Source organism: Pseudoclavibacter sp. CFCC 11306 (genome assembly GCF_008831235.1).
In the GTDB taxonomy this organism is placed as follows: domain Bacteria; phylum Actinomycetota; class Actinomycetes; order Actinomycetales; family Microbacteriaceae; genus Pseudoclavibacter_A.
Map to the genome: position 1 here is coordinate 950,112 of NZ_WBKF01000001.1, position 25,702 is coordinate 975,813.

17 protein-coding genes are annotated in these 25,702 nt (G+C 66.4%); 5 read left to right on the top strand and 12 right to left on the bottom strand.

Translation table 11 applies throughout. The annotated features are described in order from the left end of the window. Positions 1 to 55 precede the first annotated feature (55 nt). A complete protein-coding gene (locus F8O09_RS04200) occupies positions 56 to 1,639 on the top strand; it encodes a PLP-dependent aminotransferase family protein (RefSeq protein ID WP_158054030.1) in 1,584 nt (527 codons plus the stop codon). Here F8O09_RS04200 and F8O09_RS04205 read toward each other — a convergent pair. After that, a complete protein-coding gene (locus F8O09_RS04205) occupies positions 1,631 to 1,918 on the bottom strand; it encodes a YciI family protein (RefSeq protein WP_158054031.1) in 288 nt (95 codons plus the stop codon). The two genes, F8O09_RS04200 and F8O09_RS04205, sit on opposite strands and share 9 nt — an antisense overlap. Positions 1,919 to 1,974: 56 nt before the next feature. Continuing rightward, entirely contained in the window at positions 1,975 to 4,224 is a 2,250-nt protein-coding gene (locus tag F8O09_RS04210; protein WP_158054032.1) for an MMPL family transporter, read from the bottom strand. A gap of 108 nt (positions 4,225 to 4,332) precedes the next feature. Between F8O09_RS04210 and F8O09_RS04215 the strand changes: the two genes are divergently transcribed. The 4 genes from F8O09_RS04215 (at position 4,333) to F8O09_RS04230 (ending at position 8,462) form a co-directional block, all read left to right on the top strand. Continuing rightward, positions 4,333 to 5,244, top strand: coding sequence for a TIGR01777 family oxidoreductase (locus F8O09_RS04215; RefSeq protein WP_158054033.1), 912 nt, complete (start codon positions 4,333 to 4,335; stop codon positions 5,242 to 5,244). 112 nt (positions 5,245 to 5,356) lie between these two features. Then, the gene (locus tag F8O09_RS04220) at positions 5,357 to 6,223 is read left to right on the top strand and encodes a Bax inhibitor-1/YccA family membrane protein (RefSeq protein WP_158054452.1); all 867 of its coding nucleotides are present in this window, start codon (positions 5,357 to 5,359) and stop codon (positions 6,221 to 6,223) included. Positions 6,224 to 6,335: 112 nt separating this feature from the next. Then, positions 6,336 to 6,965: a GntR family transcriptional regulator gene (locus tag F8O09_RS04225; RefSeq protein WP_192496628.1), complete on the top strand. Its 630-nt coding sequence runs from the start codon at positions 6,336 to 6,338 to the stop codon at positions 6,963 to 6,965. 210 nt (positions 6,966 to 7,175) lie between these two features. Continuing rightward, on the top strand, positions 7,176 to 8,462 hold the full coding sequence (locus tag F8O09_RS04230) for an MFS transporter (protein ID WP_158054034.1): 1,287 nt from the start codon (positions 7,176 to 7,178) through the stop codon (positions 8,460 to 8,462). Between the two features lie 16 nt (positions 8,463 to 8,478). On the opposite strand, the gene F8O09_RS04235 is transcribed toward F8O09_RS04230, so the two are convergent. The 10 genes from F8O09_RS04235 to guaB all read right to left on the bottom strand — a co-directional run bounded on the left by F8O09_RS04235 (position 8,479) and on the right by guaB (position 25,644). Continuing rightward, entirely contained in the window at positions 8,479 to 11,235 is a 2,757-nt protein-coding gene (locus F8O09_RS04235) for a helix-turn-helix transcriptional regulator (RefSeq protein ID WP_158054035.1), read from the bottom strand. 102 nt (positions 11,236 to 11,337) lie between these two features. Further along, positions 11,338 to 14,613: a hypothetical protein gene (locus tag F8O09_RS04240; protein ID WP_158054036.1), complete on the bottom strand. Its 3,276-nt coding sequence runs from the start codon at positions 14,611 to 14,613 to the stop codon at positions 11,338 to 11,340. Then, positions 14,610 to 15,485 (bottom strand): hypothetical protein, encoded by an 876-nt coding sequence (locus F8O09_RS04245; protein WP_158054037.1) that lies wholly within the window; start codon positions 15,483 to 15,485, stop codon positions 14,610 to 14,612. Before F8O09_RS04245 ends, F8O09_RS04240 begins: the two co-directional genes overlap by 4 nt. Before the next feature lie 246 nt (positions 15,486 to 15,731). Further along, complete coding sequence (locus F8O09_RS04250) at positions 15,732 to 17,354, bottom strand: MFS transporter (protein WP_158054038.1); 1,623 nt, start codon at positions 17,352 to 17,354, stop codon at positions 15,732 to 15,734. Positions 17,355 to 17,839: 485 nt separating this feature from the next. Continuing rightward, on the bottom strand, positions 17,840 to 18,868 hold the full coding sequence (locus tag F8O09_RS04255) for a hypothetical protein (protein ID WP_158054039.1): 1,029 nt from the start codon (positions 18,866 to 18,868) through the stop codon (positions 17,840 to 17,842). Positions 18,869 to 19,600: 732 nt separating this feature from the next. Next, positions 19,601 to 21,148: a glutamine-hydrolyzing GMP synthase gene (guaA, locus tag F8O09_RS04260; protein ID WP_225732918.1), complete on the bottom strand. Its 1,548-nt coding sequence runs from the start codon at positions 21,146 to 21,148 to the stop codon at positions 19,601 to 19,603. A 65-nt stretch (positions 21,149 to 21,213) separates the two neighbouring features. Then, the gene (locus F8O09_RS04265; protein WP_158054041.1) at positions 21,214 to 21,879 is read right to left on the bottom strand and encodes a DUF3817 domain-containing protein; all 666 of its coding nucleotides are present in this window, start codon (positions 21,877 to 21,879) and stop codon (positions 21,214 to 21,216) included. A gap of 23 nt (positions 21,880 to 21,902) precedes the next feature. Then, the gene (locus F8O09_RS04270) at positions 21,903 to 22,964 is read right to left on the bottom strand and encodes an SURF1 family cytochrome oxidase biogenesis protein (protein WP_158054042.1); all 1,062 of its coding nucleotides are present in this window, start codon (positions 22,962 to 22,964) and stop codon (positions 21,903 to 21,905) included. 7 nt (positions 22,965 to 22,971) lie between these two features. Beyond that, positions 22,972 to 24,093 carry a GuaB3 family IMP dehydrogenase-related protein gene (locus F8O09_RS04275; protein WP_158030861.1) on the bottom strand — a complete coding sequence of 374 codons (1,122 nt, stop codon included), beginning with the start codon at positions 24,091 to 24,093 and terminating at the stop codon, positions 22,972 to 22,974. Between the two features lie 48 nt (positions 24,094 to 24,141). Beyond that, positions 24,142 to 25,644, bottom strand: a complete 1,503-nt coding sequence (gene guaB / locus F8O09_RS04280; RefSeq protein ID WP_158054043.1) for an IMP dehydrogenase — start codon at positions 25,642 to 25,644, stop codon at positions 24,142 to 24,144. Positions 25,645 to 25,702: the final 58 nt, after the last annotated feature.

The following is a 25,702-nucleotide window of genomic DNA, read 5'->3' on the forward strand; positions in this document are numbered from 1 at the left end:
AGTATCCTGCGATTTCTCTGGACCACTTTGGCGTTCATAGGTCACACTGGAGTGCATGCGCGCCGCTCAGCTTCTCGAACTGCCGATCGATCTGCGCCCCGAGCGCGCCGAGTCGCTGCCGGCGCAGCTGGCCTCGGCCGTTCGAGAGCTGATCGACACCGGCGTGCTCGACGCGGGCGACGCGCTGCCGTCGACGCGAGCCTGGGCCAGGCAGCTGGGCGTGTCCCGGGGAACGGTCGTGACCGCCTTCGAACAGCTCGGCGCCGAGGGGTATCTCGAAGCTCGGCGGGGCTCGGCCACGCGAGTCAACCCGCGTCTGGCCGTGACGCATCCGCGCCCGCCGGCGTCTGACCGCGCCCAGGTGTCACTGCCCTCGCAGCAACGGCCGACTCCGCCCTCGCCGCCAAGCGGCGCGCACACACAGGCGCACACACAGACCTCATCGCGGACGCCACGCATCGTTCACGACCTCACGCCCGATCGACCATCGACCGAGCACCTGATCACGCCGGCGTGGCGAGCGGCATGGCGAACGGCGACTGAGACGGTCCCGGCCCCCGTGCCACCAGCCGGACTGCCAGAACTGCGCAGGCAGATCGTCGAGCATCTGCGCCGCATGCGCGGGGTCAGGCGCGACGCCGATGCGGTCATCGTGACTGCGGGAGCTCGCGAAGGGCTGGCTCTGCTGATGCTCGCGTCGTTCGGCAGCACCGCTGCCCCGGTCATCGGAGTCGAGTCGCCGGGCTACCCGTCGCTGCGACGCGTGGTGACCCGTTTGGGCGCGCGACTCCAGCGCCTGCAGGTCGATACGTCGGGGCTACTCACCGACCGACTGCCGCGGCCTCCCGCGGCGATGCCAGACGCGGTGATCGTGACCCCCAGCCACCAGTATCCGTTGGGCGGGTCGCTGCCTGCCGACCGTCGCCGCGAACTGCTCGACTGGGCCCGCCGTCACGAGGTGATCGTCATCGAAGACGACTATGACTCCGAGCTGCGCTACGTCGGCCAGCCGCTGCCTGCGCTCGCCGCCCTGGACGATCCGCACGACGGCGTGGTCGTCACCCTTGGCACGTATTCGAAGACGGTTGCCCCCGAGGTCGCGACCGGTTTCGTGATCGCCGGTGATCGGCTGCGCGAGCGGATGCTGCAGGTGCGCCGCGATCTCGGCTCACCGGTGTCGGCCATGACGCAGACCGCCTTCGCCGAGTATCTGTCGTCAGGCGAACTGCGCCGACACACCGCGCGGATGCGTCGCATCTATCGCCAGCGACGCAGCCGCGTTCTCACGCAGCTGCAGGGGCTCGCAGGCATCACGGTGTTTCCCATGGACGGCGGCCTGCACGCCGTCATCGAGGTGACGTCTGACGGCGGCGTCACGAGCGCAGACCGAACGGGCGTCACTGACGACGCACGCGCGCGAGGTGCTGTAGACACGACAGCCCTCGATCGCGAAGCTGATCTCATGCGCCGCTGCACCGCAGCAGGCATCGCTGTGTCAGCGCTGTCGACCTATTGGAGCGGAGGCGATCAGGGCGAGTCACGACACGGGCTGGTCATCGGCTACGGGCACCTCGACGACCGCGAGCTGGACGCCGCGCTGCGCGCTCTGAGGCGAGTGCTGGTCGAACGATCAGTGTGAGAAGCCGCCGATGACGATGTTCCACTCCTGCACGTGACGCTCGGCGACCAGACCGTTGGCGACCATCGGGTCGTCGTCGCTCAGTGCGGCGGCCTGCTCGATGCTGTCAGCCTGGAAGATCAGCAGCGCAGTGTTCGGGCCTGCTGTGGTCAGCGGCCCCGAGGCAAGGTTCTGCCCGTTCTCAAGCAGCCCGGTGAGGTAGGCGCGATGTGAGGGACGCACCTCGCTGAGCTTCTCCGTGTCGTCGACGTACTTGTAAGTGATCGCGTACAGCGCCATGCCTTGCTCCGTTCGATGGGGTGAGCCGATCGGCTGCGGCAGCCGACCTGAAGACATTATGCCCCGCGTACCGAAGAACCCGCCCGATCAAGGCGCGACGGCCACCAGAGCACTCGACGCATCGAGATCGCGAGCGCCGGCACCAGCAGCGACCGCACCAGAATCGTGTCGAGCAGCACGCCGAAGCTCACGATGATGGCGAGCTGCAGCAGAAAGAGGATCGGAATCACGCCGAGTGCGGCGAACGTCGCTGCGAGCACGACGCCGGCCGAGGTGATCACCGAGCCGGTCTGCACCAGCCCCTCGTCGATGCCCCGTCGGGTGCTGAGATGTGCGTCATGCTGCTGCCTTCTCGTCAGGTCTGCGTCGGGCACGCCGTTCTCGGAGAAGAACCGGGTCTCTTCGCGCACCCGCGTCATCAAGAAGATGTTGTAGTCGACGCCGAGCGCGACCAGGAACACGAACCCGTAGAGCGGCACAGAGGGGTCGGCACCGGGCAGGTGCAGCACGTGGTCGAAGATCAGCGACGAGACGCCGAGAGCTGCCGCGAATGAGAGCACCGTGGCGCCCAGCAGCATGATCGGCGCCACGATCGAACGCAGCAGCAGCATGAGGATGATCGTGATCACCACCAGCACGACCGGAATGATCAGGTTGCGGTCGTGCATGGCGGCGTCATTGGTGTCGACCGCCGTCGCAGTGACCCCTCCGACCAGCGCGCTCGGGGCGGCAGTGGCCAGGTCGGCGCGCAGCTCGCGCACGGCCTGCTCCGAGCTCGGGTCGTCGGCGCCGTGCTCAAGCGTCGCACGCAGCTGCACATGCCCGTCGACCTCAAGCGGCTGCGCCCCCGGAATGGGTGCCCCACTCGGACCGTCCGTCACCTGGTACGCACCGCTCATGCCGTCGGCCGCACGCAGAGCGTCCAAGGCGGCCGCCGCATCCGTCGTGTCTGCGATCACCGTGACCGGGCTGCCTGTGCCGCCTGCGAAGTGCTGCTCGAGCAGCGCCTGACCGGTCGACGACTGATTCTCGGTGAGCACCAGGTCGCGCTGCTGCACGCCGTTCGCGTTCAGCCCGAACAGCCCGGTCGCGCCCGCGGCGAGCAGCACGACGCTCGCGATCCACACCGTGCGATGACGACGGTCGACGAATCGGGCCACCGCGGGCCAGAGCCGACCGGTGCGCTCGTTCGAGACATGTGCGGCCCGCAGTCGCGGCACGTTCGGCCAGAAGCCGGCTCGGCCGACCAGCGCCAGCAGTGCCGGCAGCAGCGTCATCGCGGCGAGGAACGCCCAGACAATGCCGATCGCGGTCACGGGGCCGAGGCTGCGGTTCGAGTTCAGATCGCTCAGCAGCAGACAGAGCAGCCCGGCGATGACGGTGCCGGCCGAAGCCGCCACCGGTTCGAGATTCGCGCGCAGGGCGGCGAGCACCGCCCGCCACACGCTCGGCTCTGTGGTCAGCAGCTCGCGATATCGGTGCACGATGAGCAGCGAATAGTCGGTGCACGCGCCGATCACCAGAATGCAGAGAATGCCCTGCGACTGCCCGTTCAGCTGCACGACACCCGCCTTGGCGAGCCAGAAGACGGTGAGGATCGAGGCGCAGAGAGCGAACACAGAGGTGAGCAGCACCAGCAGAGGCAGCAGCAGCGACCGGTAGACCAGCACGAGGATCACCAGCACGGCGCTCAGAGCCACGATCAGCAGCACTCCGTCGATGCCGGCGAAGGCTGCGCTGAGGTCTGCGGCGTAGCCGGCCGGCCCGGTCACGTGCGCCTCGATGTCGGTGGATGCCGGGTCGGGGTCGGCGAGCGCCTGCTGCAGCTGCTGCACGGGAGCCTTCGGTCCGTCGCCGCGGTCGAGCTCGATGACGACCTGCGCCGCCTGCCGGTCTTCGCTGGGGATCACCGGAGAGGCGGTGGCGCCGTCTGCGGCGGCGGCGACGCGATCGGTGATCTGCTGCAGGTCGCCGGCCGTGAGCTCGCGGTTGTCTTCCGTGGTGAAGACGACGACCGCAGGAATCACATCGGGGTCGTCCGCGAAGCGCTGCTGCCACTGCTGCACCTGCGTCGACTGCGAGCTGGCAGGCAGAAATGTGGTCGCATCGGTCGAGGCGACCTGTGAGATCTTGCCGAAGGTCGGCCCGCCCAGCCCTCCCAACACCAGCCACAGCAGCGTGAGCACGACGGGCAGCCCGATCCGCAGCCAGCGGCTGGGCTGACGGCTCGGCCGACGCGAGTCGGTCTGTCCGCCCTGCAGAGTCGGCGAGCCGGTACGGTCGGAGGTGTCGGGCGAGGTGCGCATGAACTGATCGTAACACCGCATGCTTACCAAGTAAGCTACTTGCAGGTATGGTCGGTGAAACACAGGCATCATCAGTGAAACAGGCATCACCAGTGAAGAGGAGTGACTATGAAAGTGCTCATCGCGGGAGCCAGCGGACTCATCGGGTCCGAGATCCGTCGACAGCTGGCCCACACCGGTCACGAGGTCGGCATACTCACACGCCCCGGCTCGCACAGCGATTCCGGTTCGACCCCCACATGGCAGTGGCAGCCGACGACCGCTGAGATCGACCCCGAGTCCGTCGAATGGGCCGACGCCGTCATCTCTCTGAACGGAACCAGCATCGCGAAGCTGCCGTGGACCAAATCACGTCGCCGCAGCATCCTTGAGAGCCGTGTCTCGAGCACTCGTACGCTCGCCCGGGCCATAGCGGCCTCGACAGAGCCCCCGGCCGCCTGGGTCTCGGCGTCTGCGGTCGGTTTCTACGGCAGCCGCCCCGGCGAACGGCTCACCGAGCAGGCCGCCTCCGGCGAAGGCTTTCTCGCTGCCGTCACACGCCGCTGGGAGGCCGCGACGCGTGCTGCGGCAGACAGCACACGCATCGCGCATGCACGCACCGGAATCGTACTCTCGACGCGTGCCGCTCTCGGCCCGTTGGTCACCCTTGCGAAGTTCGGCCTCGCCGGCAGGCTCGGCTCGGGGCGACAGCACTGGCCATGGGTGTCACTGAGCGACGAGGCGGCTGCCTATGTGCATCTGGCCGCCGAGAGCGAGATCGCAGGGCCGGCCAACATCGCAGCGCCCAGCGGTGCCACGAGCGAGCAGGTCACCCGTGCGGTCACCCGGGCGCTGCGACGCCCACATCTGCTGCCGGCGCCGGCATGGGCACTGCGCATGGCGCTCGGCACCGCAGCCGACGACCTGCTGCTCGCCGATCAGCATGTGGTTCCTCAGCGACTCACCGAAGACGGCTTTGTCTTCGGCGACGACGATCTGGCTCGCGCTGTGGACGAGGCTGTGGCGGCCCACGGGGAATAGGCGGCGCACAGCTGCGTTCTCTAGAATGTGTATGCGCCGCGGCACCGCTGCCGATCAGCGACATTGACAGCGCGGCTGACCACGACACGACAATGAGGAGGCCTTCGTGGCTCTGGACAACCCCGTTCTCTCGAGAAACCCCTATTTCAACGGCAAGACGCCGCAGGTGGGTGAGACCGCAACGGCTGATCAGCTGCGCCAGATGTACGATCGCCCGGCCGGGGCCGAACCCCAGACGCAGCAGGGACTTCCTCAGCAGACTCAGCCGCAGGCCTTCCCTGCCGCGGGCTCGGCACTGCCAGCCTCGGAGCGCATGACCTACGACGGCGTCATCGTGAAGACCGCGATGCTCTTCGGCACGATCCTCGTCGGTGCCGTCGTCGGCTGGATGTTCCCGGTGCTGCTGCTTCCCGGCGTCATCGTGGGTCTGGTGCTCGGCCTGGTCAACTCATTCAAGAAGCAGCCGTCCGTGCCGCTCATTCTCGCCTACGGCGTCTTCGAAGGGCTCTTCGTCGGAGCGATCTCGCAGGTGTTCGCGACGACGTACTACGGTGGCATCGTCGTTCAGGCGGTGCTGGCGACGCTCAGCGTGTTCGCCGTCACACTGGTGCTCTTCTGCAGCGGCAAGGTGCGCGCGTCGGCCAAGGGCACGAAGATCCTGATGATCGCCATGGGCGGCTACCTGCTGTTCAGCCTGATCAACGTGGGCATGATGGTCTTCGGCGCGACGTCGAACCCCTTCGGCGTGTTGGGCATGCAGATCTTCGGCATCCCGGTGGGCGTCATCGTCGGCATTCTGGTGGTCATCATGGCCGCGTACTCGCTCGTCCTCGACTTCGACATGGTCAAGACTGGAGTGCAGCAGGGGGCGCCGGCCAAATTCGGCTGGACTGCCGCCTTCGGCATCGCCGTCACGGTCATCTGGCTCTACGTGGAGTTCCTGCGCCTGTTCGCGATTCTTGCCAGCAGCCGCGACTGACTCTGTTCAGCGCGACGCGCCTGTGACTTTGCGCCAGCCCTCGGCAGGTGTACACTCCTAGATACATCTTGTATCTATGTTGTATACCCGAAGGGGGCTGGTTGTGGCGGCGTTGGCGTCAGAACGCGTCTACAGCGATCTCAAAGAGCGCATCATCCTCGGCGACATTGCGGGGAACACACTGCTCAGCGAAGGCGAGATCGCCGAACAGCTCGGCGTCAGTCGCACTCCGGTGCGCGAGGCGTTCCTTCGACTGCAGGCCGAAGGCTGGATGCATCTCTATCCGAAGCGCGGGGCCCTTGTCGAAGGCGTCGACAGCAGCGAGGGCAATGAGATTCTCGAGGCTCGTCGTCTGATCGAGTCGTGGGCGGCAAGCCGACTCGCTGCGTCTCCCGCCTTACTCAAAAAGGTGGCCGACGAGCTCGAGGCAACGCTGGTCAGTCAAGAGGCCGCGCTCGCCGACGACCCCGACCTACAGGCGTTCATCGTCGCCGATCTGCACTTTCACCAGGTTCTCGTCGAGTCGGCCGGCAATCGTATTCTCACTGCGGTATATCAGCAGCTCAGCGACCGCCAGCGTCGTATGACGGCCTATGCCGTCAAGACCGGCAGCGACCGCCCCTACCGCGTGCTCAAGCAGCATCACGATCTGCTCGAGGCGCTGCGCACCGGCGATCCACATCAGTTCGTCAAAGCGCTCGACCACCATTTCAGCGACATTCATGGAGCCAGCCCCCGTTGATCGCACGCTGAACTCAGTCCGCTTCGTCTCAGCTCGGCCGCATGCCGGGCCGACACATCCGCACTCCGCCGACTGCGACATCCGCCGCACCGGCATTCGCCACCTCAGTCGCTCGGCAGTGTCGCCGACGCAGCACCCCCCTGCAGCGTCGCAGAAGTCCACCAGCCATCAAGTTCGATTCGTCGAGTGAAAACGAGAAACACCACACGCATGTCTCAGCACAATCCGTCCAACGCATCCGCCGCAACCGCAGTACCGGGTCGGCACCCACGCTGGCAGCCGAAGCGCCCCGACTGGCTTGCCGCCGCCGGGGTGCTCTTCGCCGTGGCATGGGGTGGCAACGAGTTCACCCCGCTGCTCGCGATGTATCGCATCCACGAGCACATGAGCGTGCAGAGTGTGAACGTACTGCTTGGGGCATATGTCGTGGGCATCATTCCCGCACTGCTGATCGGCGGCCCGCTCTCTGATCTGCGCGGCCGTCGGCCGCTGATGCATCTCGCGCCTGCTCTGTCGATCGCGGGCAGCATCCTGCTGATGCTGGGCGGCGACGATCACGTGCTGCTCTTCGCCGGTCGCATCTTCTCGGGCCTCGCGCTCGGCTTGGTGATGGCAGTCGGGTCGAGCTGGATCAAAGAGCTGTCGACCAGGCCGTACTCGAATTCCGGGGACGCTGGCGCAGGTGCCCGCCGAGCCACCATGGCGCTGACGGTCGGGTTCGCTCTCGGCGCCGTCGTCGCTGCGCTGCTGGCACAGTTCACCCCGATTCCCGAGATCGCTCCCTATGCCGTGAACATCGTGCTGACCGCGGCGCTGTGGCTGATGCTGATCGGCACACCCGAGACCAACCCGACGGTCACCGGCGTGCCCCTGGGCGACGAGACCAAGGTGTCGACGAAGCACGAGTCGCTGGGTCAGGCGCTGAAGCTCAAAGAGGCGGTCTCACCGCGTTTTCTGCTCGTCGTGCTGCCGATGGCCCCGTGGGTGTTCGGCGCTGCCGCGAGTGCCTATGCCGTGCTGCCGTCGCTCGTGATGGATCAGGTGCCTGGCTTCGAGGTGGCCTTCGCCGGGATCCTCTGCTTCGTCGCGCTGAGCTTCGGCGTGCTCAGCCAGCAGATGGCTCGCAAGTTCATCAAGCCGCACAGCCAGCGGGCCATCGCCTCGGCGATGTGCGCCGTGATCGTCGGTGTGCTGATCGCCGCGCTCTCTGCGTTCACACACAGCATGGTGATCACCGTGATCGCTGCCGCAGCCCTCGGCTTCGCATACGGTCTGCTGCTGATCGCCGGACTCCAGGAGACTCAGCGCAATGCCCGGCCGGAGCATCTCGGCGGCATGGTCGGCGTGTACTACTCGCTGACGTATCTGGGATTCTTCATTCCCGCCATTCTGTCGGCGCTGGCGCCGATGATCACCTACGGCGTCATGTTCGTGATCGGTGCGATCATCGCCGCACTGAGCGTCGTGCTCATCGTGTTCGGCACACGCAAGCACTGACTGCGCCCGAGAGGGCTCAGGCCTCCTGCTGCCCAGGCAGCGGCCGTTCGGAGTCACCGATGATTCGAGCGCGATGATCGATGCCGAGCCTCATCAGCATGCGCTGCACGTGGCCTTCGACCGTGCGCGGTGACAGCACCAGATGCGCTGCGATCTCCCGGTTGGTGAGGTGCCGAGCCACCAGCGGGGCGATCTGCTGCTCTCGATGCGAGAACCGTGGATCGTTCCAACGCACTCTGTTCAGCAGCGGTGTGTTCACCGGCCCCGTCGCCAACAGCAGATCGTGCATTCGCCAGAGCTCTGCGTCGGATTCCGACCGCTGCCCCTGCTCGCGCAGCAGCACCGCCCGTGCTGCCAGCGCCTCGGCCTGAGGGACGATCCGCCCCACCGCCCCGAAGGCCTCGGCAGCACGCCCGATCATCGCTGCATCTCCGAGCGCCCGGCCCTGCACGAAGAGCACCATCGCGCGCGCCAGCTCGCCGTCGAGTTCGTCTGCCTGCTGCTCGGCCAGTTCGGCAGAATCGGTCGTGACCGGCCCCGGCAGCAGTCGAGCTCGATCGTGCAGCAGCTGCAGAGCCGCCCATGCGTGTCTGTGCGCAGTCTCGACCTCGATCGCCGCATCATAGGCTTCGCGCACCGCGTCCCAGTCTCCGAGCACGCTCTGCCTGCCGTCGCCGTCCGAACCCGCAATGCGATCGGCGCGCCACGTGCGCATGGCATGAGTGAGCAGATCTCGGCGCACGATGTCCATGCGAAACATCCGAGAGACGCCGTACGACCGTGCGCCCTCCCGCTTCGGCACTCCTCCCCGGGGTTCAGCCGCATATGACAGGTCGTCAGCCGGTGGCCGTCCCTCATCGAGCTGCAGCTGCACGGCTTCGAGCGCAGACTCCGCGTAGGCGGCGAGCCCGGTCGGATCGGAGTCGTCGAGCAGCACCAACCCCTGTCGCAGCATCCGCCGCCCCGCGCGCAGATCACCCGTCTCGCTCGCGATCACCCCGAGCCCCAGCGACGCATTCGCATCGCTGACAGAGGTCACTGCCATCCCGTTGAGCACCATCGCTGCAGACTGCGCCGCCCAGGGGCGGCGGTGGCTGAGCAGCCCGAGCACGTGTGCGTGGGTCAGATCGTTCGCAATCCATCGGTCGATGCGGCTGGCCTGCACAGACATCTCGGCGATCGCCGATTCCACCCGTTCTACTCGTACGAGTGGCACGCCAGACTCGAGCCCGGCCAGAAGCGCATACGCACATGCGAGCCAACGCAGCCGTGAGGGGGCAGCAGGATCGGCTGCCAGCGCATCGAACTGCGAGACGTCGACTATCTGTCCCTGTCGCACTCCCCGCACCGCGTTCAGCAGCCGCACTGCGGCCGCGTCGACACCGGCATGCACCGTCTCCGACTCGTCGAACCACAGCCCTGCGAACGCCGCCGTCAACGGATCGCCCAGCTGGCCGACCATCGCACGCGCGCCATCCTCATGGCCTGTGCGCAGCAGGGCGTAAGCCAGTTGGAACCGTGCCTCGTCGAGCTCCGCACTGCTGAGATCGTCACTGCCGATCACCTGCTGAAGCAGCGGCACCGAGGCATCGAGCGCCCCGCCTTCGACAAAGGCGCCGACAGCCGCGAGCAGCTCTGCGGCAGAGACCGTCTCAGGTTCGAGATCGAGGCGCTGCCTGATCACCTCGGCCTCGCTGTTCGGTCCCCACGCTGAGCGCAGCACCGCTGGCACATTGTCCAGATGCCGCAGCGCGCGATGTCGAGCTGCCCGCCCAGAGACGTCGAGCAGCGTCTGCCGAGTCACCTCGGGGCTCACCGACAGCCGTTGACCGCTCACGCCGAATCCGTCATGCTGCTGCAACAGGCCGTCGGCCAGACTGCGGTCGACCACGGCGGGTGCGCTGAGTACCTCGACGGAGCGCACCGGCAGGTCGCCAGCCATGGCGATAGCGAGCAGCAGCTCGACCTCGGCGTCGTCTCGACTGCGCAGCAGCCGTCGCAGATGTTCCCGCAGCCTGTGCCCGACCGACACCCCGTCGCGCAGCAGCCAGATGCCGCGAACGACCCGCCACCCGTCGGCGTCGTCGAGATCTGCGAGCACCGCATCGAGCAGCTCCGGGTTGCCCGCGGTGAGGGCGTGCAGCTGGGCCGCCGCCTGCCAGTGCGTCTCGCCGCCGAGGTGAGCATCGACGATCTCACGCGTCTCGTCGCCGTCGAGGGCCGCGAGCCGCCACGAAACGGCGTCCGACCGGCGCGTTCGCTCGTAGAGCGGTTCAGGCAGGGCGGCGCGATCTCGTGTCGTGATGAGCAGCGCGATGGCAGCTGCGTCGGCGGCCTCCGCGATCAGCGCGGCGGATGCCGGATCGAGCCCGTCCGCGTTCTCGAGTCGAAGCACAAGGCCGGGTTCGCTGAGCGCTTCCAGCGCATGGAGGATGGCACGGTCGTCACTGCCTCGTTCGATGGTGGCGAGGTCGACCCGCTCGAGTCGAGCCTCGCGTGCTGCGCGCAGCAGCTGCCGTCGAAGCCATCTCCGGTCGGTCTGAGCGTCGCCGGATGGGACGACGCCTGGCGAGACTTGGAGCGTGAACGCCCTCGAGTCGGGGTGGTCAGGGTCCTGTGTCCGCATCCGCCGCTGCACCTCGGCGGCGACCAGCGTCTTGCCGACGCCGGAGGCTCCGGTGATGAGCACTGTGCGATCAGGTGTCTGCAGCGCACGACGGGCGAGCTGATCGGCAAGTTCGGCTCGCCGTCGGGTGAGTGTCTGAATCGCCACAGTGCGAGGTTCCGTTCTGATCGAGGGTGTGCGAATGCGCCCTCTCCCCCAAGTGCATCTGCACAGGGATTGTAAACCCTCGACCAGAGCGAATGGCGACGATCACTGCGGCACGTCGATCTTTCCCTCTCCGTGCCAGATGTCGAGCCGTCGAGAGAATTCGACCAGCAGGAACGACTTCAGGCGAAAGTCGACCACAGGAATGCGAATTTCGGCCGATCCCTGAGCATCGGCTGCCAGGTAGGCTGACGCCGAGTACTTCAGCCGGTTGAAGGACTGGCCGTCCACGACCCCCTGCTCCCACGCTCCCTGTGCAGTCGCTCCCGCGGCAAGGCTCAGCTCGGCCTGCAGCCCGAGCGCCCCGTACAGCAGCACCCCCGCTTCGAGTGACGGCCCTGCCGAGGCGTCGATCTTGACCGACTTTTGCATGGTCACACCAGAACTGGTGGCTTTGACCGGGTCTCCGGACTTCTCCGTGACGGCGACCTTCGTCACTTTTCCATTTGCATAGGTGAAGCCGTACCTTGATTTGGTGGTGGTGGAGCCCGACATGATCAGGCTTCCCGTCAACGAGATCTGAGCGCCGACGTTGACATTCACATACGGTTTGAAAATGACCGGAACAGGGCCGGCCATCACGGTGATCGCCGAGATGGGCAGCTTCACGAGACGATACTTCGCCTTCGCCGAGGCACTCGCTTTCAGCCATGCTTTCAGTGAGTAGCTCACCTTCGTCTGATTCTCGATGATCGCATGCAGGTCTTTGACGAACGGCTTGGGCACCCACCCCCATCGGAGTCCGACTTTCAGCCCGACGTCGACACCGAGCGTCATCTCGCCGGTGAACCCGAGAGAGACTCCTCCGTCGAGCGCGGTCTTGGCCTCGCGTGAGGCTCGTTCCTGTGGAGCGAGCTGGGAGATGTCTTTCACGTCATCGACCAGTACGTCTCCCCCGAAGGGGTCTTTCTTGGTGTCCCAGGCCAGCTGGACGGTGGCCTTGAAGCCCTGTTCGACGTGCGCTCCGACGCCGGCGTCACTCAGCGACCCGTGCCCGTCAGAAGACTCCGGACACACCGGAGCGGTCTGATCCTGTCGACCGGTCAGGTCGTCGTCCACGTTCTCAGTGACCGTGCAGTCGGTCGTCTCGTGGCCTTGGCTGCCCGACGACACGTCGACGGAGGGCACGACCTGCAGCGGCTGCACGCCCTCGCCTGACGCCGGTCGTTCAATGGTGACCGGGTCGCTGTCGGCAGCTGGCTGCGACGCGGTCTCGGCTTTCACCTTCGCAGGGTCGACCAAGGGTGCCGTGTCGGTCTGCTGCGCGACATCCACCTGTTGGAAGACATCGGTCAGAGCAGCATCGGCAGTATGCACCCGCCAACCCTGTGGAGTGCGATCGATTGACTGCACCGTGCGCAGCACACCGCTCTGTTCTGCGTCGATCGAGCCAGTGACGAACACGTCGCCCGGCGCGAACGGCGGCTGGTCGGTGACCAGCACGCTGTCGGCCTGCACCTCGTCGATCTGCGCAGACGAGCTGCTCGGATTCTCCTCGAGCAGGCCGTTGCCCGGGGTCCCCCCAGTCTGGTCGGGCGCGGCCAGCGCATCCTCGGCCTTGACGAACGTGCCGCTGCGCAGCACCCAGGCGTCATTGGACACCATCGGCGTCGACGTATCGCTCTGCAGTTCGATGTGCAGGGTGATCTCCTGTGTGGCAAGCGTTCCGTCGGCGTCCTTGCCCACAGCGGTGAACACGTAGTCGCCGCCTTGGGGCGCACTCACCTCTGCCTGCCAGGCGAGCGTTTCGGGGTGATCGGGGTCAGGGGCGACCTCTGCCGTGGCGACCAGACTAGGAGCACCGCCAGACGCCTTGCGCGCATGGATCTCGATGCGGTCGAGCGAGCTCTGCCCCTGTGTATAGAGCCCCTGCATCGTGAACGTCGCGCTGTGCTCAAGGTGCTGCGTGCTGCCATTGTCGGGGCTCGTGATGAGCATGCGATCGTTCTCGTCTGGGCGAACGTCTGAACCGTCGTGATCTCTGCGCACATACTGCCGCACGGTCAGAGTGACGTCGGCTGCGCCCTCTCGCATCGTGATGACTCCGCCGACGACGGGCACGATCATCAGCTCGCTCTCAGTCCTCTGCGGCTGTACGGCGAGCCCCCGCCCACGACCAAGGTAGAAGTCGCCGACCTCGAGCTGGCTGCGGGTCGTGACCCCTGTGACGTCGGCCTGCACGAACGCGAACGCCGCGTCGCTCGGAGCCCCGGTAAGGTCGATTGCCTGTGCATCTCCGGCCTCGACGTGATAGCTGCGAGGCTGACCGTCGCCCGGCTCGTCGCTGCGCACCGCAGCCGCGCCGAGGCTCATCAGCCCGGAGCCGACGTTGAGCGTCTCGGCGTTCTGGCCGCCGTTGTCGACCCAGCCGCGCACGGCGGCGCGCACGCTGGTCGGCTGTTCGGTCTCGATCGTCACGTTGCCCTGTGCGTCGGGGTCTGCGAACACGTTGAGCACGTCCTCCCCCGGCGAGGTCTGCAGACGCTGGCCGGCGACAGTGACCGTCTGCCCGACGTTCGACTGCAGACGGATGCTCAGCGACACCGAGCGCACACCGGCGCTCGGCACCCCGCCCTGACCGGTGACGCCGAACGTCAGCGATCCGCCGAGCCCGGACGTCGGGGCGGACGCCCCCAGCATCCCCGGCTCGGTCTCGCCGGGCACGGCACGCAGCTGCGGCGCGCTCGTACCCACGGCCGCATCGGCGCGCACCACAGGCTGGTCGACCGCCTGAAGCCCGCCGGGTGTTCCGGTCTTGGTGCTAAACGTGGCCATCTTCTCGATGCGCAGATTCGTCTCGGTGGTCGTATGCAGCGCGATCGCCTTGTTCTGCACGGGCATGACGACCATCGTGCTGCGGCTCTCACCTGCTGGCACAGACAAGAAGGCGTCGCCGCCGGCGAGCACTTGGGTCGGCGCACTGCCCGGTGAGCCCGGCGCGGTGAGCACCGTCACGCGCACGACGGCATCCTGTGGATCGGTCTCGGCGGGAGTGCCCTCGGCGGCGAGCTCCAGCGGCACGGACACGTCTGCGCCGGCGGTGTGAAAGCTGCGCACGGAAGCGGCACCGTCTGCCGCTTTCGGCCATTTGCCGGCTTCGGTGTCGACCATCGGAATGTACGTCTCACCCGGCCCCATGGTTGAGACGCCCGTCGCCGGGGTCAGCGGCGTGTCGTTCGGGTTGGTCGAGGTGTCGGCCGCGGCGAGCGATGCCTGGCTGAGGCCGACTGCGAGGGCTACGCCCGCCGCGACCAGAGTCTGGGTCAGCGTGCGGATGCGATGTGTGCGAACGTGTGCAGAGGTATCGGTGCGGTGTCTCATCGGTCGTTCTCCTGGTCAGTGTTCGTCGGATGCGACGCCGCGCTGGCCTCGATCGTGCGTCGGCGGTTTGCCCAGAGCAGTGCGAGCCCTGCGATCAGCAGGGCGGCAACGATGCCGAGGGTCCAGCCGATGGCTATGCCGGTGCGCGCGAGTGCTCCGTCGTTGGCGGTGTCTGCAGCAGAGTCATGCGCGGCATCGGAGTCGGAGTTCGAGCCGTCGGTGGCCTTCTCTCCCCCACCCGCGTTCTGGCCGCCGCCGTGGTCGGGATCTTCGCATGCCCCGTCGTCCGGCCCAGGTTCGTCAAGCGCGAGCGGCATCATGCGCTGTTGCGCATCGACCCAGACGCCGTTCTGGTCGAGTGTCGTCAGTGCGACGGTCGACTGCTCGAGATCCGTCTGCGGCGTGCTGACCCGAAGCTGGTAGTCGCCGACGGTCAGCGGAGTCACGATGGTCACACCCCACGTGGTGGCGTGCACTGCTGCAGAGGCATCGCCCGATCCGGAGCCCGCAGTGCCGTCGATCACGGTCGTCGCGGGAGCCCCATCCGCGCCCTCTTTCTCGAGCGTGATGTGCAGTTGTGCCGGATCGAGATCGGAGCGCTCGATGTCGATCCATGCAGAGGTGACTTCCTGCCGATCGACGACCAGCAACGCTGTTCCTCGACGCAGAGATCTCGCTGTCGCGGCATCCGCCGTTTCGCTTTTCGAGAGCGTGCACAGCACCTGCTGCGTGCTCTGCGTCGTGAGCAGCTGATCGGGGTGTCTGCTGTCGTCTTCGGCAAATGCGGCAGGGGCGGTCGATGTCGCTGCAGCCGGGAGACAGAGCAGTGCCCCGGCGGCGAACAGGGCGATTCGATGAAGGTGTCTTCTCACAGGTGAACTCCTCGGAAGTCTCGACAGCCTGAAGTCGGCTGCCGAAGGCATTCGTGATCAAGTGAGTTCAGTGTGCCGGGCAGCTCATCGGTTCTGACCCGGTTCAGGCCCGGTCACGTAGGGGTCTGCGGCAAATCGAGTACCCCGTCAGCGCAGAAAGCGACTGCTCAGCGCAGAAGCGGCGGTAGAAGTCACTTCTGCACTGAGCAGTCGCTCACGTGCGCCCGATACGCGCCCCGCGTGCCGTCAGGCGCTCACGCCTCGCGCTTTGCGCGTTCCGGGCAGAACCGCCAGCGAGATCACCACGAATGCGAGCACGAGCACGAATCCGTGCAGAATCCCGAAGTGCTCGGCCAGCATGCCCAAAGCAGGGGGCCCTGCGAGCGAAGCCGAGTACCCGAAGATCGAGACCATGCTCACCCGGCGGGTCGCATCCGTCGGATGGTCGGCGGCCAGCGACATGCCGACCGGGAACCCGAGCGACGCTCCCAGCCCCCACAGCGCGGTCGCCACGAAGATCAGCGGCGTTCCCGCACCGAAGATGAATGTGGCCAGCCCGATCGATGCGATCGTGGCGCAGCCGAGAAGCACTCGCGTCGTGCCCAGACGGTCGACGAGAGGGCCTCCCACGAGGCGGCCGAGCGTCATCGCCGAGACGAACGTCGCGTACACCAGTGCCGCAGCAGAATGGTCGAGGCCGTGGCCCTCGACCGCCGCGAGGCTGAGCCAGTCGTTGGCCGAGCCCTCGACGAATGACATGCCGACCATCATCACGCCGATGAGCAGCAGCCGTCGGTCGGCCAGCAGCCCGAAACGTGCGCGCAGTCGTGCTCGCATGTCGGCTGATGCCTCGCTCTCGCCCGAGCCATCAGACAGTCGCGCAGCGCTGCCGGCACCGTTCTGTACCGCATGGGCGGTCGACGAGCCACGTGCATCGGAGGCCTCGAAATGGATGCGCTGCGGAGCCGACGCGCCCGGCACCGACCGCAGTGTGCCCAGACCGGCGACGAGCAGGAACACCGCCGCCAGAGCGAGATACGGCAGCAGCCCCGTGCCCCGCGAGGCGGCAAGCGCACCGACGAGTGCGCCGGTGATCGTGCCCGCGCTGTAGCAGGCGTGCATCATCGGCAGAATCGTGCGGCCGACGCGCTTCTCGACGGTGGTGCCCTCGAGGTTCATCGTGACCGATGCCGAGCTCAGGCTGAATCCGAAGAGCATCAGCGCCGCGAAGGCGAATCCGGTCTGCGCGAACACATCGACTGCCACGCCGATCGCGGTGAGGCCGAGCCCGATGCCGGTGATCGCGGCGGTGAGCATGCGTCGCGCGCCGAGGCGGCCGATCAGCCCCGGTGCCACGGCGAGCCCGGTGATTGAACCGCTCGAGAGGCCGACGAGCAGAATCGCGACGCCGCCGCTGCCGATGCCGAGCTGTGCGCTCACTTCGGGGATGCGCGCGACCCAGACCGCCGTCGCCACCCCCGCGAGCGCGAAGATCACGCAGATCGCATTGCGCCAGGCTGCGAGCGTGCTGTGTCGCGTGGTGACGGCGAAGTCGAACAGGCGGTGTGCGGCGGATGCCGTGGCGGCGACCCCGCCCGCCACGCGCCGCGAGGGTGCGCCTGCACGGTCGGCGATGCGCGTGATGTCGATGGCGCGAGTGTCGACCGATCGCTCGTGACTCATGGGAGAAGCAGTGACCGGGCGCGCGACATCGTTCGCATCGAACTCAGAGAGTTGCGACTCAGGATGCCGTGTCTCTGGGCGTCGTGGCTCAGAGTGTCGTGACTCAGAGCTTCTCGAGGGCGCGATCACGCGGATCGATCCGGTCAGCACGGGGATGGAGCTCGTCACGGCGGTCAGTTCGGTCACTGCTTTCCTTTCTGGATGTTCGGGTTGGGACTGCTGCTGTCACTCCGGCGGGAGTGACGCTGTTCGGTTCTGGTGGTGTTCAGTTCGGTGCGCCGCACCCGTGGTGTTTTCGGGCGTGCGAGGGCGAGACCGAACACGTCCGTGTGACCGGTTACTGCTCTGATGGATGCACAGCGCAACCCCGCGACGATGCGGTTGACTGCCTGTGAAAGAGATGACCACTGACGTTGTGATCGAGATGCCGAGCACATTCTCGGCGAATTGTTTTCGATGCTACGGCGAGGAATCCGATCGCTGCAACTGTCTACTCAGACTACTTTTTTGATCGGCGTGTCGCGCTCCCGACCAGCTCGTTCACAACGCGCGCGGCGGCTCCTTTGTCGCTCGTTCGTCGCTCGCTCATCGCTCGCTCGCCTCGCCCACGCAAATGTCTGTACAGCTCTCACCTCGCCACTCGCCGATGCCCTCGCCCAGCATCTCTCGTCTCACCTGCACATGCCCCTCTGCACCAACGCACGCTCGACCTCGGCCACGAACTCCTGCCCGGCACGTACATCGGTCAGCGTGCGCAGATCGGCCTGAACAACCTCGTACCCCTCGTTCCGAAGTGCCTTCAGTCGTTCCCGATCACGAGCATGCTGCGCACGCGACGTGCGGTGCTGATCCCCGTCGAATTCTGGAATCACCCTCTGCACCCGATACAGCAGATCGGCCCGCGCCAAGTGGCCTCCAGCCCTGTCGTAGATGTCGGCGTTGAGCTCAGGCTCCGGCACCCCTGCTTCCAACAGCAGCAGCCGAGTGAGCGATTCCATGGGCGACTGCGAGCCGTCACGCACGAGACGGGCGACCTGGCGCATCCTTCTGCAGTTTCGCCCCGACAGCGAACCCGCCCACTCGATGAGCTCCCTCGGCCCGGCGAACGGCTGCCGGCCGTCTGCACGCAGCTCGGCGCGACAGACCAGAAAATCGCCGACAGCCACGAGATCAGCGTCGGAATGATTCGGCACATCGGCCAGCATCCTCCAGGTCGTCCGCACATCGCAGACCGGCAGATCGCCGAGTGTGTAGACATGAGCTGTCGGGGGCATGCGCCTGCTGCGGATGCCGCGGTGCCGCGGACGCGAAAGGGTCGCAGCCGCTGCGACGTCAAGTCCGTCGGGCTCGAGTGCCGAAGCAATCATGCTGAGAGGCAGAGGCAGGCCCCATATGATCGCCGCGGTCAGGTGGCTGAAGGCGAGCCCTGGCTTCATCAGTGGCAAATACTGCCGCGCGCGATGCGTCACTGCTGTGTAGAGACGCTTGGATTTCGGGGTCTCCGACGGCGAACCCGCCTGGTTCTGGGCCGATTCTGCTGTGCGCATCTCGCGTCGTGCGCAGCGCACCCCTCGGTAGGGCTGTTCGAGGTCGTTGGCCCGCAGTCGAGACTGGCTGACTCCCATGTCTCGTGCTTCTGCCACAGTGAAGGGTCGATGCCTGATCTGAATCGGCAGCGGCTGCGGTTTGGACGGCGACATGCCTTCAGCATGAGCGATCGGCCTGCCCCGGGTCTCCCCGATCTGCCCGATGTGGAGAACTTCGTGCTGCACCTACGGCTATGCGTAACAGGTTCTGCGCACTGGGTGTGCACTCGGCATGCGCTCAACACATTCTGCACGCTGGGTGTGCACTCGACACATGCGCTCAACACCTCTGCACACTCGCACCGTGCACACGCGCCCTCCACCCACCGAAAGCACAGAACACACGACTATCAACAGCAAACCCCCACACCAACTACACACTCGGTGGGCCTTCAGCAGGTTCTACACACTCGGTGGGTCTTCAACAGATTCTGCACACTCGCACCATCTGCAAGTGCCTCCACCCACCGAAAGCACAGAAACTGCGAGTATCAACAGCAAACACCCACACCAACTACACACTCAGTGAGTCATCAGCAGGTTCTACACACTCGGTGGGTCTTCAACAGGTTCTGCACACTCGATCCCGCGCTTCAGGCGGCTTCTGCGCACTCGCATGCCGCCTCGCCCGGTTCAAGACAGAACTGCCCTGAAACACGACGCCTTCAGGGCAGGACTGTCCTGAGACACGAAACCCGCAAGACAAACACACGACACAACAGCCGCAAGACAAAACAGCCTTAGGACACGACACCCACAAGACAAACACACGACACGACAGCCCCAAGACAAACAGCCCAAAACAGAAACAGACCCCGCCGCACACTGCGACGAGGCCTGCCTGACTCACTCCCACTCGATGGTGCCCGGCGGTTTGCTCGTGACATCGAGTACCACTCGGTTGATCTCACGCACCTCGTTCGTGATGCGGTTCGAGATCACCGACAGCACGTCGTACGGCAGCCGAGACCAGTCAGCCGTCATCGCGTCTTCGCTCGACACTGGGCGCAGCACGATCGGATGCCCATATGTGCGCCCGTCCCCCTGCACGCCCACTGAATGCACATCGGCCAGCAGCACCACCGGGCACTGCCAGATCTGATCGTCGAGCCCAGCCTTGGTGAGCTCCTCGCGCGCGATCGCGTCGGCCTCGCGCAGAATGTCGAGGCGCTCCTGCGTGATCTCGCCGATGATGCGGATGCCCAGGCCGGGCCCGGGGAACGGCTGACGGCTGACGATGACCTCGGGTACGCCCAGCTCGCGACCGATCGAGCGAACCTCGTCTTTGAACAGCGACCGCAGCGGCTCGACGAGTTTGAACTGCAGGTCATCGGGCAGGCCGCCCACGTTGTGGTGGCTCTTGATGTTGGCCGCACCTTCGCCGCCGCCTGATTCGACGACATCGGGATAGAGCGTGCCCTGCACCAGAAACTTGATCTCTTCGCCGTCGGCCGAGGCCTCGTTCTGCAGGTCGCGAGCCGCACGCTCGAACGTGCGGATGAACTCGCGGCCGATGATCTTGCGCTTGCGCTCCGGCTCGCTGACGCCCTTCAGCGCAGTGAGGAACTGCTCCGACGCATCGATCGTGACCAGACGGATGCCGGTCGCGGCGACGAAGTCCTCCTGAACCTGCTTGACCTCGTCTTTGCGCAGCAGGCCGTGGTCGACGAAGATGCAGGTCAGCTGGTCGCCGACCGCACGCTGCACCAAAGCCGCGGCGACAGCCGAGTCGACGCCGCCCGACAGCCCGCAGATCACCTTGCTCGCACCGACCTGGGCGCGGATCTTCGCGACCTCCTGGTCGATCACGTTCTCGCTGGTCCACTCCGGCTTCAGCCCGGCGCCGTGGTACAGAAAGTTCTCGAGCGCCTGCTGGCCGAGCGGAGTGTGCTGCACCTCGGGGTGCCACTGCACGCCGAAGAGTCGACGGCCGCGATCCTCGATCGCCGCCACGGGCGCGCCCACGGTCGACGCCAGCACGTCGAACCCCTCGGGCGCGGTCTTCACCGCGACGCCGTGGCTCATCCACACCGACTGCTTCGCAGGAGAGCCCTCGAGCAGCGTGCCTGCTTCGTGAACCTCAGACTCGGTATGTCCGTACTCGCCCACCGCCGCCTGATCGACGATGCCGCCGAGCGCATACGACATGGCCTGAAAGCCGTAGCAGATGCCGAACACCGGCACGCCGGCTTCGAACAGGGCCCGGTCGACGTGCGGGGCGCCCTCTTCGAAGACGCTCGCGGGGCCGCCCGAGAGGATGATCGCCGCAGGCTTCTTCGCGAGGATCTTCTCGACGCTCCAAGTGTGCGGCACGACCTCGGAGTACACATGCGCCTCGCGCACGCGCCGTGCGATCAGCTGCGCGTACTGCGCGCCGAAATCGATGACGAGCACCGTGGGTGTCGTCGCGTCAGCGCCTGCCTCGTTCGAGGCCGCTGCCGCAGTGGGGGTCTGCTGGGTCACTTCGTCTCGCTGCTTTCGTCGGTGTCGGTCGTGGTCTGTGCGGCGTCGCCTGAGGTCTGGCCGATGCCATGCTCGCCCGGCTGCGTCGCCGGATGACGGGCGTCGGCCGCGTTCTCAGCGGCTGCGCCCGGTGTCGCCGTGGTTGCCGCACGGGCCTCGTCATCGGCGACCTGCTTGCGCAGTGCCAGGATGGCCTCGTCGTGGGCCTCGGCACGGGCGTTGTGCTCGGCGAGATCTTTACGCGCAGCGCGCGACATGCGGTGCTCGACGAAGAACGAGAGGAACGGCACGATGCCGCCCAAGGCGATCGCGACGAAACGCCGCAGCGGCCACCGCAGCAGCGTCCACAGGCGGAAGTCGCTGATCAGATAGACGACATACAGCCAGCCGTGCACGATCAGCACGCCGATCGAAAGGTTCAGACCGCCGGCGCTGTCGATGTACTCGGGCAGCGAGGGCACGAAGTTGAGCACGTGACCGCCGCCGGCGAAGACCTCGTAGCCGACGCCGAGCTCGTGATTCCACGGAATGTATTTGAGGATCATCTCGGCGCAGAGCAGCAGCAGGAACACACCGGTGATGTAGGCGAAGATGCTGTAGAACCTGATCGCACCGGGTATGCGCTGCCGATCGCGCTTCGGCAGAATCGGCTGACGGGTCATGGGTTCCATCCTAACGCGGGCGCTCATCGCACGGCGACACGGCGCAGCAGCTCGAGCTGTTCGCGTTCCTGCGCGGCGTATTCGAGACCGTGCTCGTACTCGTCACGGCCGAGGCGCCACCACAGGAACAGAGAGAAGGCTGCGAAGACCACCCACTCGGCGGCGTAGAAGATGTTCATCCAGTTGATCTGCGCTTCAGTCGAGGGCGGCGGCGAGTAGATCGTCTGCAGGTCGCTGCCGACCACCGCGGGAACGCCGTCGGAGGCGACCAGGTACCCCTCGAACCAGGGGCGGTCGTCGGTCTGCCACACGTTGATCAGCTCCGGTCCTGAGACCACCTGCGTGAGGTAGTCGGCGGCCGTGGTCTGCTGTTTCTCGACGCCTTCGAACGGCATGATGCGCCCGCTCAGCTGCAGCATCCCTGCGCTCAGGGCCATCGCATCCCCGTCAGCGCCGGCTGCGCCGACCTCGCCTGGCGCGGCATTCGCCAAAGCCTCGGCGCGGTCACGTGTCGCTCGGGCCTGGTCGAGGTCGGGCGCCCACCCGAGGGCCACGGGCAGCACGGCTCCGGCGGGCGCTTGGGGCGCCTCCACCGAGAGGCCCACCACGACCCAGTAGCCGAGCGCATTGCCCTCGCGGTCACGAGCCTCGCCGGTCTCACCCGACGCGTTCTGCTGGGTGCGGTTCGCAACGATCGTGGCCGTTCCCGGAAGCACCGTGCCCGACACGGTCGCACGCTGCTCGATGGCCTGCACGTTCATGGTCTGACCGGGCGTGAGCAGATCGGTGAGAGGCCGCGCGGTCTCGGTCTGACGACTGCCGTCGTCTCCCGGAGTCACCGCACGCATCGCCTGCCACCAGCCCAGCCCGAGAAACCCGGCCACGATCAGGAGCACGACGAACAGTGCGCCGAGCCACTTCGCCGTCAGCAGCACCGACAGTGTCGAGCGCGGCGGCTCTGAGAGCTCCGCCTCGAGCTCGTCGATCAGAAGATTGGCCTCGGCCGCCCCGATGCGTCGCGGCGTCTGGACGCCCGGCGCAGCGGACTCCGACTGTGTGTTCGAGTCGGGCACAGATTCGGACACGTCTGGTTCAGGCCTCGTAGTGCGAGACGGTGACTGCGACCTTCTGGAACTCCTTGAGCTCGGTGTATCCAGTGGTCGACATCGACTTGCGCAGCGAGCCGATCAGGTTGGTCGTGCCGGTTGCGTCGTGCGCCGGCCCGAAGAGCACCTGCTCGAGCGGCCCGACGCTGCCGACCTGCACGCGACGACCGCGGGGCAGCTCAGCGTGATGCGCCTCGGCACCCCAGTGGTAGCCGCCGCCGGGAGCCTCGTTCGCACGGGCGAGCGCCGTGCCGAGCATGACCGCGTCGGCACCGCAGGCGAAGGCCTTCGGAATGTCACCGCCGAAGCCCAGGCTGCCGTCACAGATGATGTGCACGTAACGACCGCCCGACTCGTCGAGGTAGTCGCGGCGGGCGCCGGCGACGTCGGCCACGGTGGTCGCCATCGGCGTGCGCAGGCCCAGCGTCTTCAATGAGGATGACGTGGCGCCTCCGCCGAATCCGGCCAGCACGCCGGCAGCACCGGTGCGCATCAGATGAAGAGCGGTCGTATAGGTGCCTGCACCGCCCACGATGACCGGCACGTCGAGTTCGTAGATGAACTTCTTGAGGTTCAGCGGCTCAGTGGTCGCCGACACGTGCTCTGCCGAGACCGTCGTGCCGCGGATGACGAAGAGGTCGACTCCCGCATCGAGCACCGTCTGGTAGAACTGCTGCGTGCGCTGCGGCGAGAGCGCCCCGGCGACGGTCACGCCGGCGGCACGAATCTGCTCGAGTCGCTCAGTGATCAGCTCGGCCTTGACCGGCTCTGCATAGACCTCCTGCAGCACCCGCCCGGCCTGATCGTCGTTGGCCTCGCGAATGCGACGGTAGGCGTCGGTCGGGTCTTCGTAGCGCGTCCACAGGCCCTCGAGATCGAGCACGCCGAGCCCGCCGGCGCGCCCGAGGGCGATGACGGTCTCAGGCGAGGCGGCCGAGTCCATCGGCGCGCCGACGACGGGCAGATCGAAGTGGTAGGCGTCGATGCTCCAGTTCACCGACACGTCGCCGGCATCACGGGTGCGCCGATCGGGCACCACTGCGATGTCACTGAAGCCGTAGCCTCGCCGACCGGTTTTCGACACGCCGATCTGCACTGTCTCACTCATGATTCCTCGTTCATCCCTCGTCTGTTTGCTGCGACTGCGGCGTTCGGTCTACCGACCGTGGTAGTTCGGGGCCTCGATGACCATCTGCACATCGTGCGGGTGGCTCTCTTTGAGGCCGGCCGGCGTGATGCGCACGAACTTGCCGTTCTCTTTGAGCTGCTCGATGTTCTCGGCCCCCACATAGAACATCGACTGGCGCAGACCGCCGATGAGCTGATAGGTGACGGCCTCGAGCGGGCCACGGTAGGGCACCTGCCCTTCGATGCCCTCGGGAATCAGTTTGTCGTCGCTGGGCACATCGGCCTGGAAGTAGCGGTCGCGTGCGTAACTCGTGCGCTGGCCGCGCGTCTGCAGCGCCCCCAGCGACCCCATGCCGCGGTACTGCTTGAACTGCTTGCCATGCTCGAACACGAGCTCTCCCGGGCTCTCATCGGTTCCGGCGAGCAGCGAGCCGAGCATCACGGTGTCGGCGCCGGCGACCAACGCCTTGGCGATGTCGCCCGAATGCTGCAGGCCGCCGTCGGCGATCAGCGGCACACCGGCGGGGATGGTCGCCTTCGATGCCTCGTAGATTGCCGACACCTGCGGCACGCCCACACCGGCGACGATGCGAGTGGTGCAGATCGAGCCGGGTCCGACGCCGACCTTGACGGCATCGACACCGGCGTCGACCAGAGCCTGCGCACCCTCGCGGGTGGCGATGTTGCCGCCCACGACCTGCACGTGCTTGGTCGCCGGGTCGGTCTTCAGGCGTTTGACGATGTCGTGCTCGCCCTTCGAATCACCGTTGGCGGTGTCGGTGACGATGACGTCGACGCCGGCCTCGACCAGTGCGCAGGCGCGTTCCCAGGCATCGCCGAACACGCCGATGGCCGCACCGACGAGCAGACGGCCCGAGCTGTCTTTGCTCGCGTGCGGGTACTTCTCGGCCTTGTCGAAGTCTTTGACGGTGATCAGGCCTTTGAGGTGCCCCTCGTCGTCGATCAGCGGCAGCTTCTCGATCTTGTGGGTGGCGAAGGTTCGGTAGGCCTCTTCGCGGCTGATGCCCACCTTGCCGGTGAACAGCTTGCCTTTGGTCATAACGTCTTTGACGAGGGTGTTCTCACGCTCGTCGACCGGCACCCAGCGGATGTCGCGGTTCGAGATGATGCCGACGAGCACGTTGTCTTCGTCGACCACAGGCAGCCCTGAGACCTTGAACTGGCCGCAGATCTCGTCGACCTCCTGCACCGTCGCCTCAGGAGAGGTCGACAGCGGATCGGTGATCATGCCCGACTCTGAACGCTTCACGAGGTCGACCTGGCGGGCCTGGTCTTCGATCGAGAGGTTGCGGTGCAGCACGCCGATGCCGCCCTGGCGGGCCAGGGCGATCGCGAGACGTGCCTCAGTGACGGTGTCCATCGCCGATGACAGCAGGGGGATGTTGATCGACAGCTCACGGGTCAGGCGGGTCTTGGTGTTGACCTCGCTGGGAATGACGTTGGTGTGGCCGGGCAGCAGCAGCACATCGTCATAAGTGAGACCGGTGTAGGCAAAGGGGTCGTGTGCCATTTCTTCCTTCCAGACGCGGTGCGCTCAGTCTACCCCGACTCCTGTGTAACATTGGCGA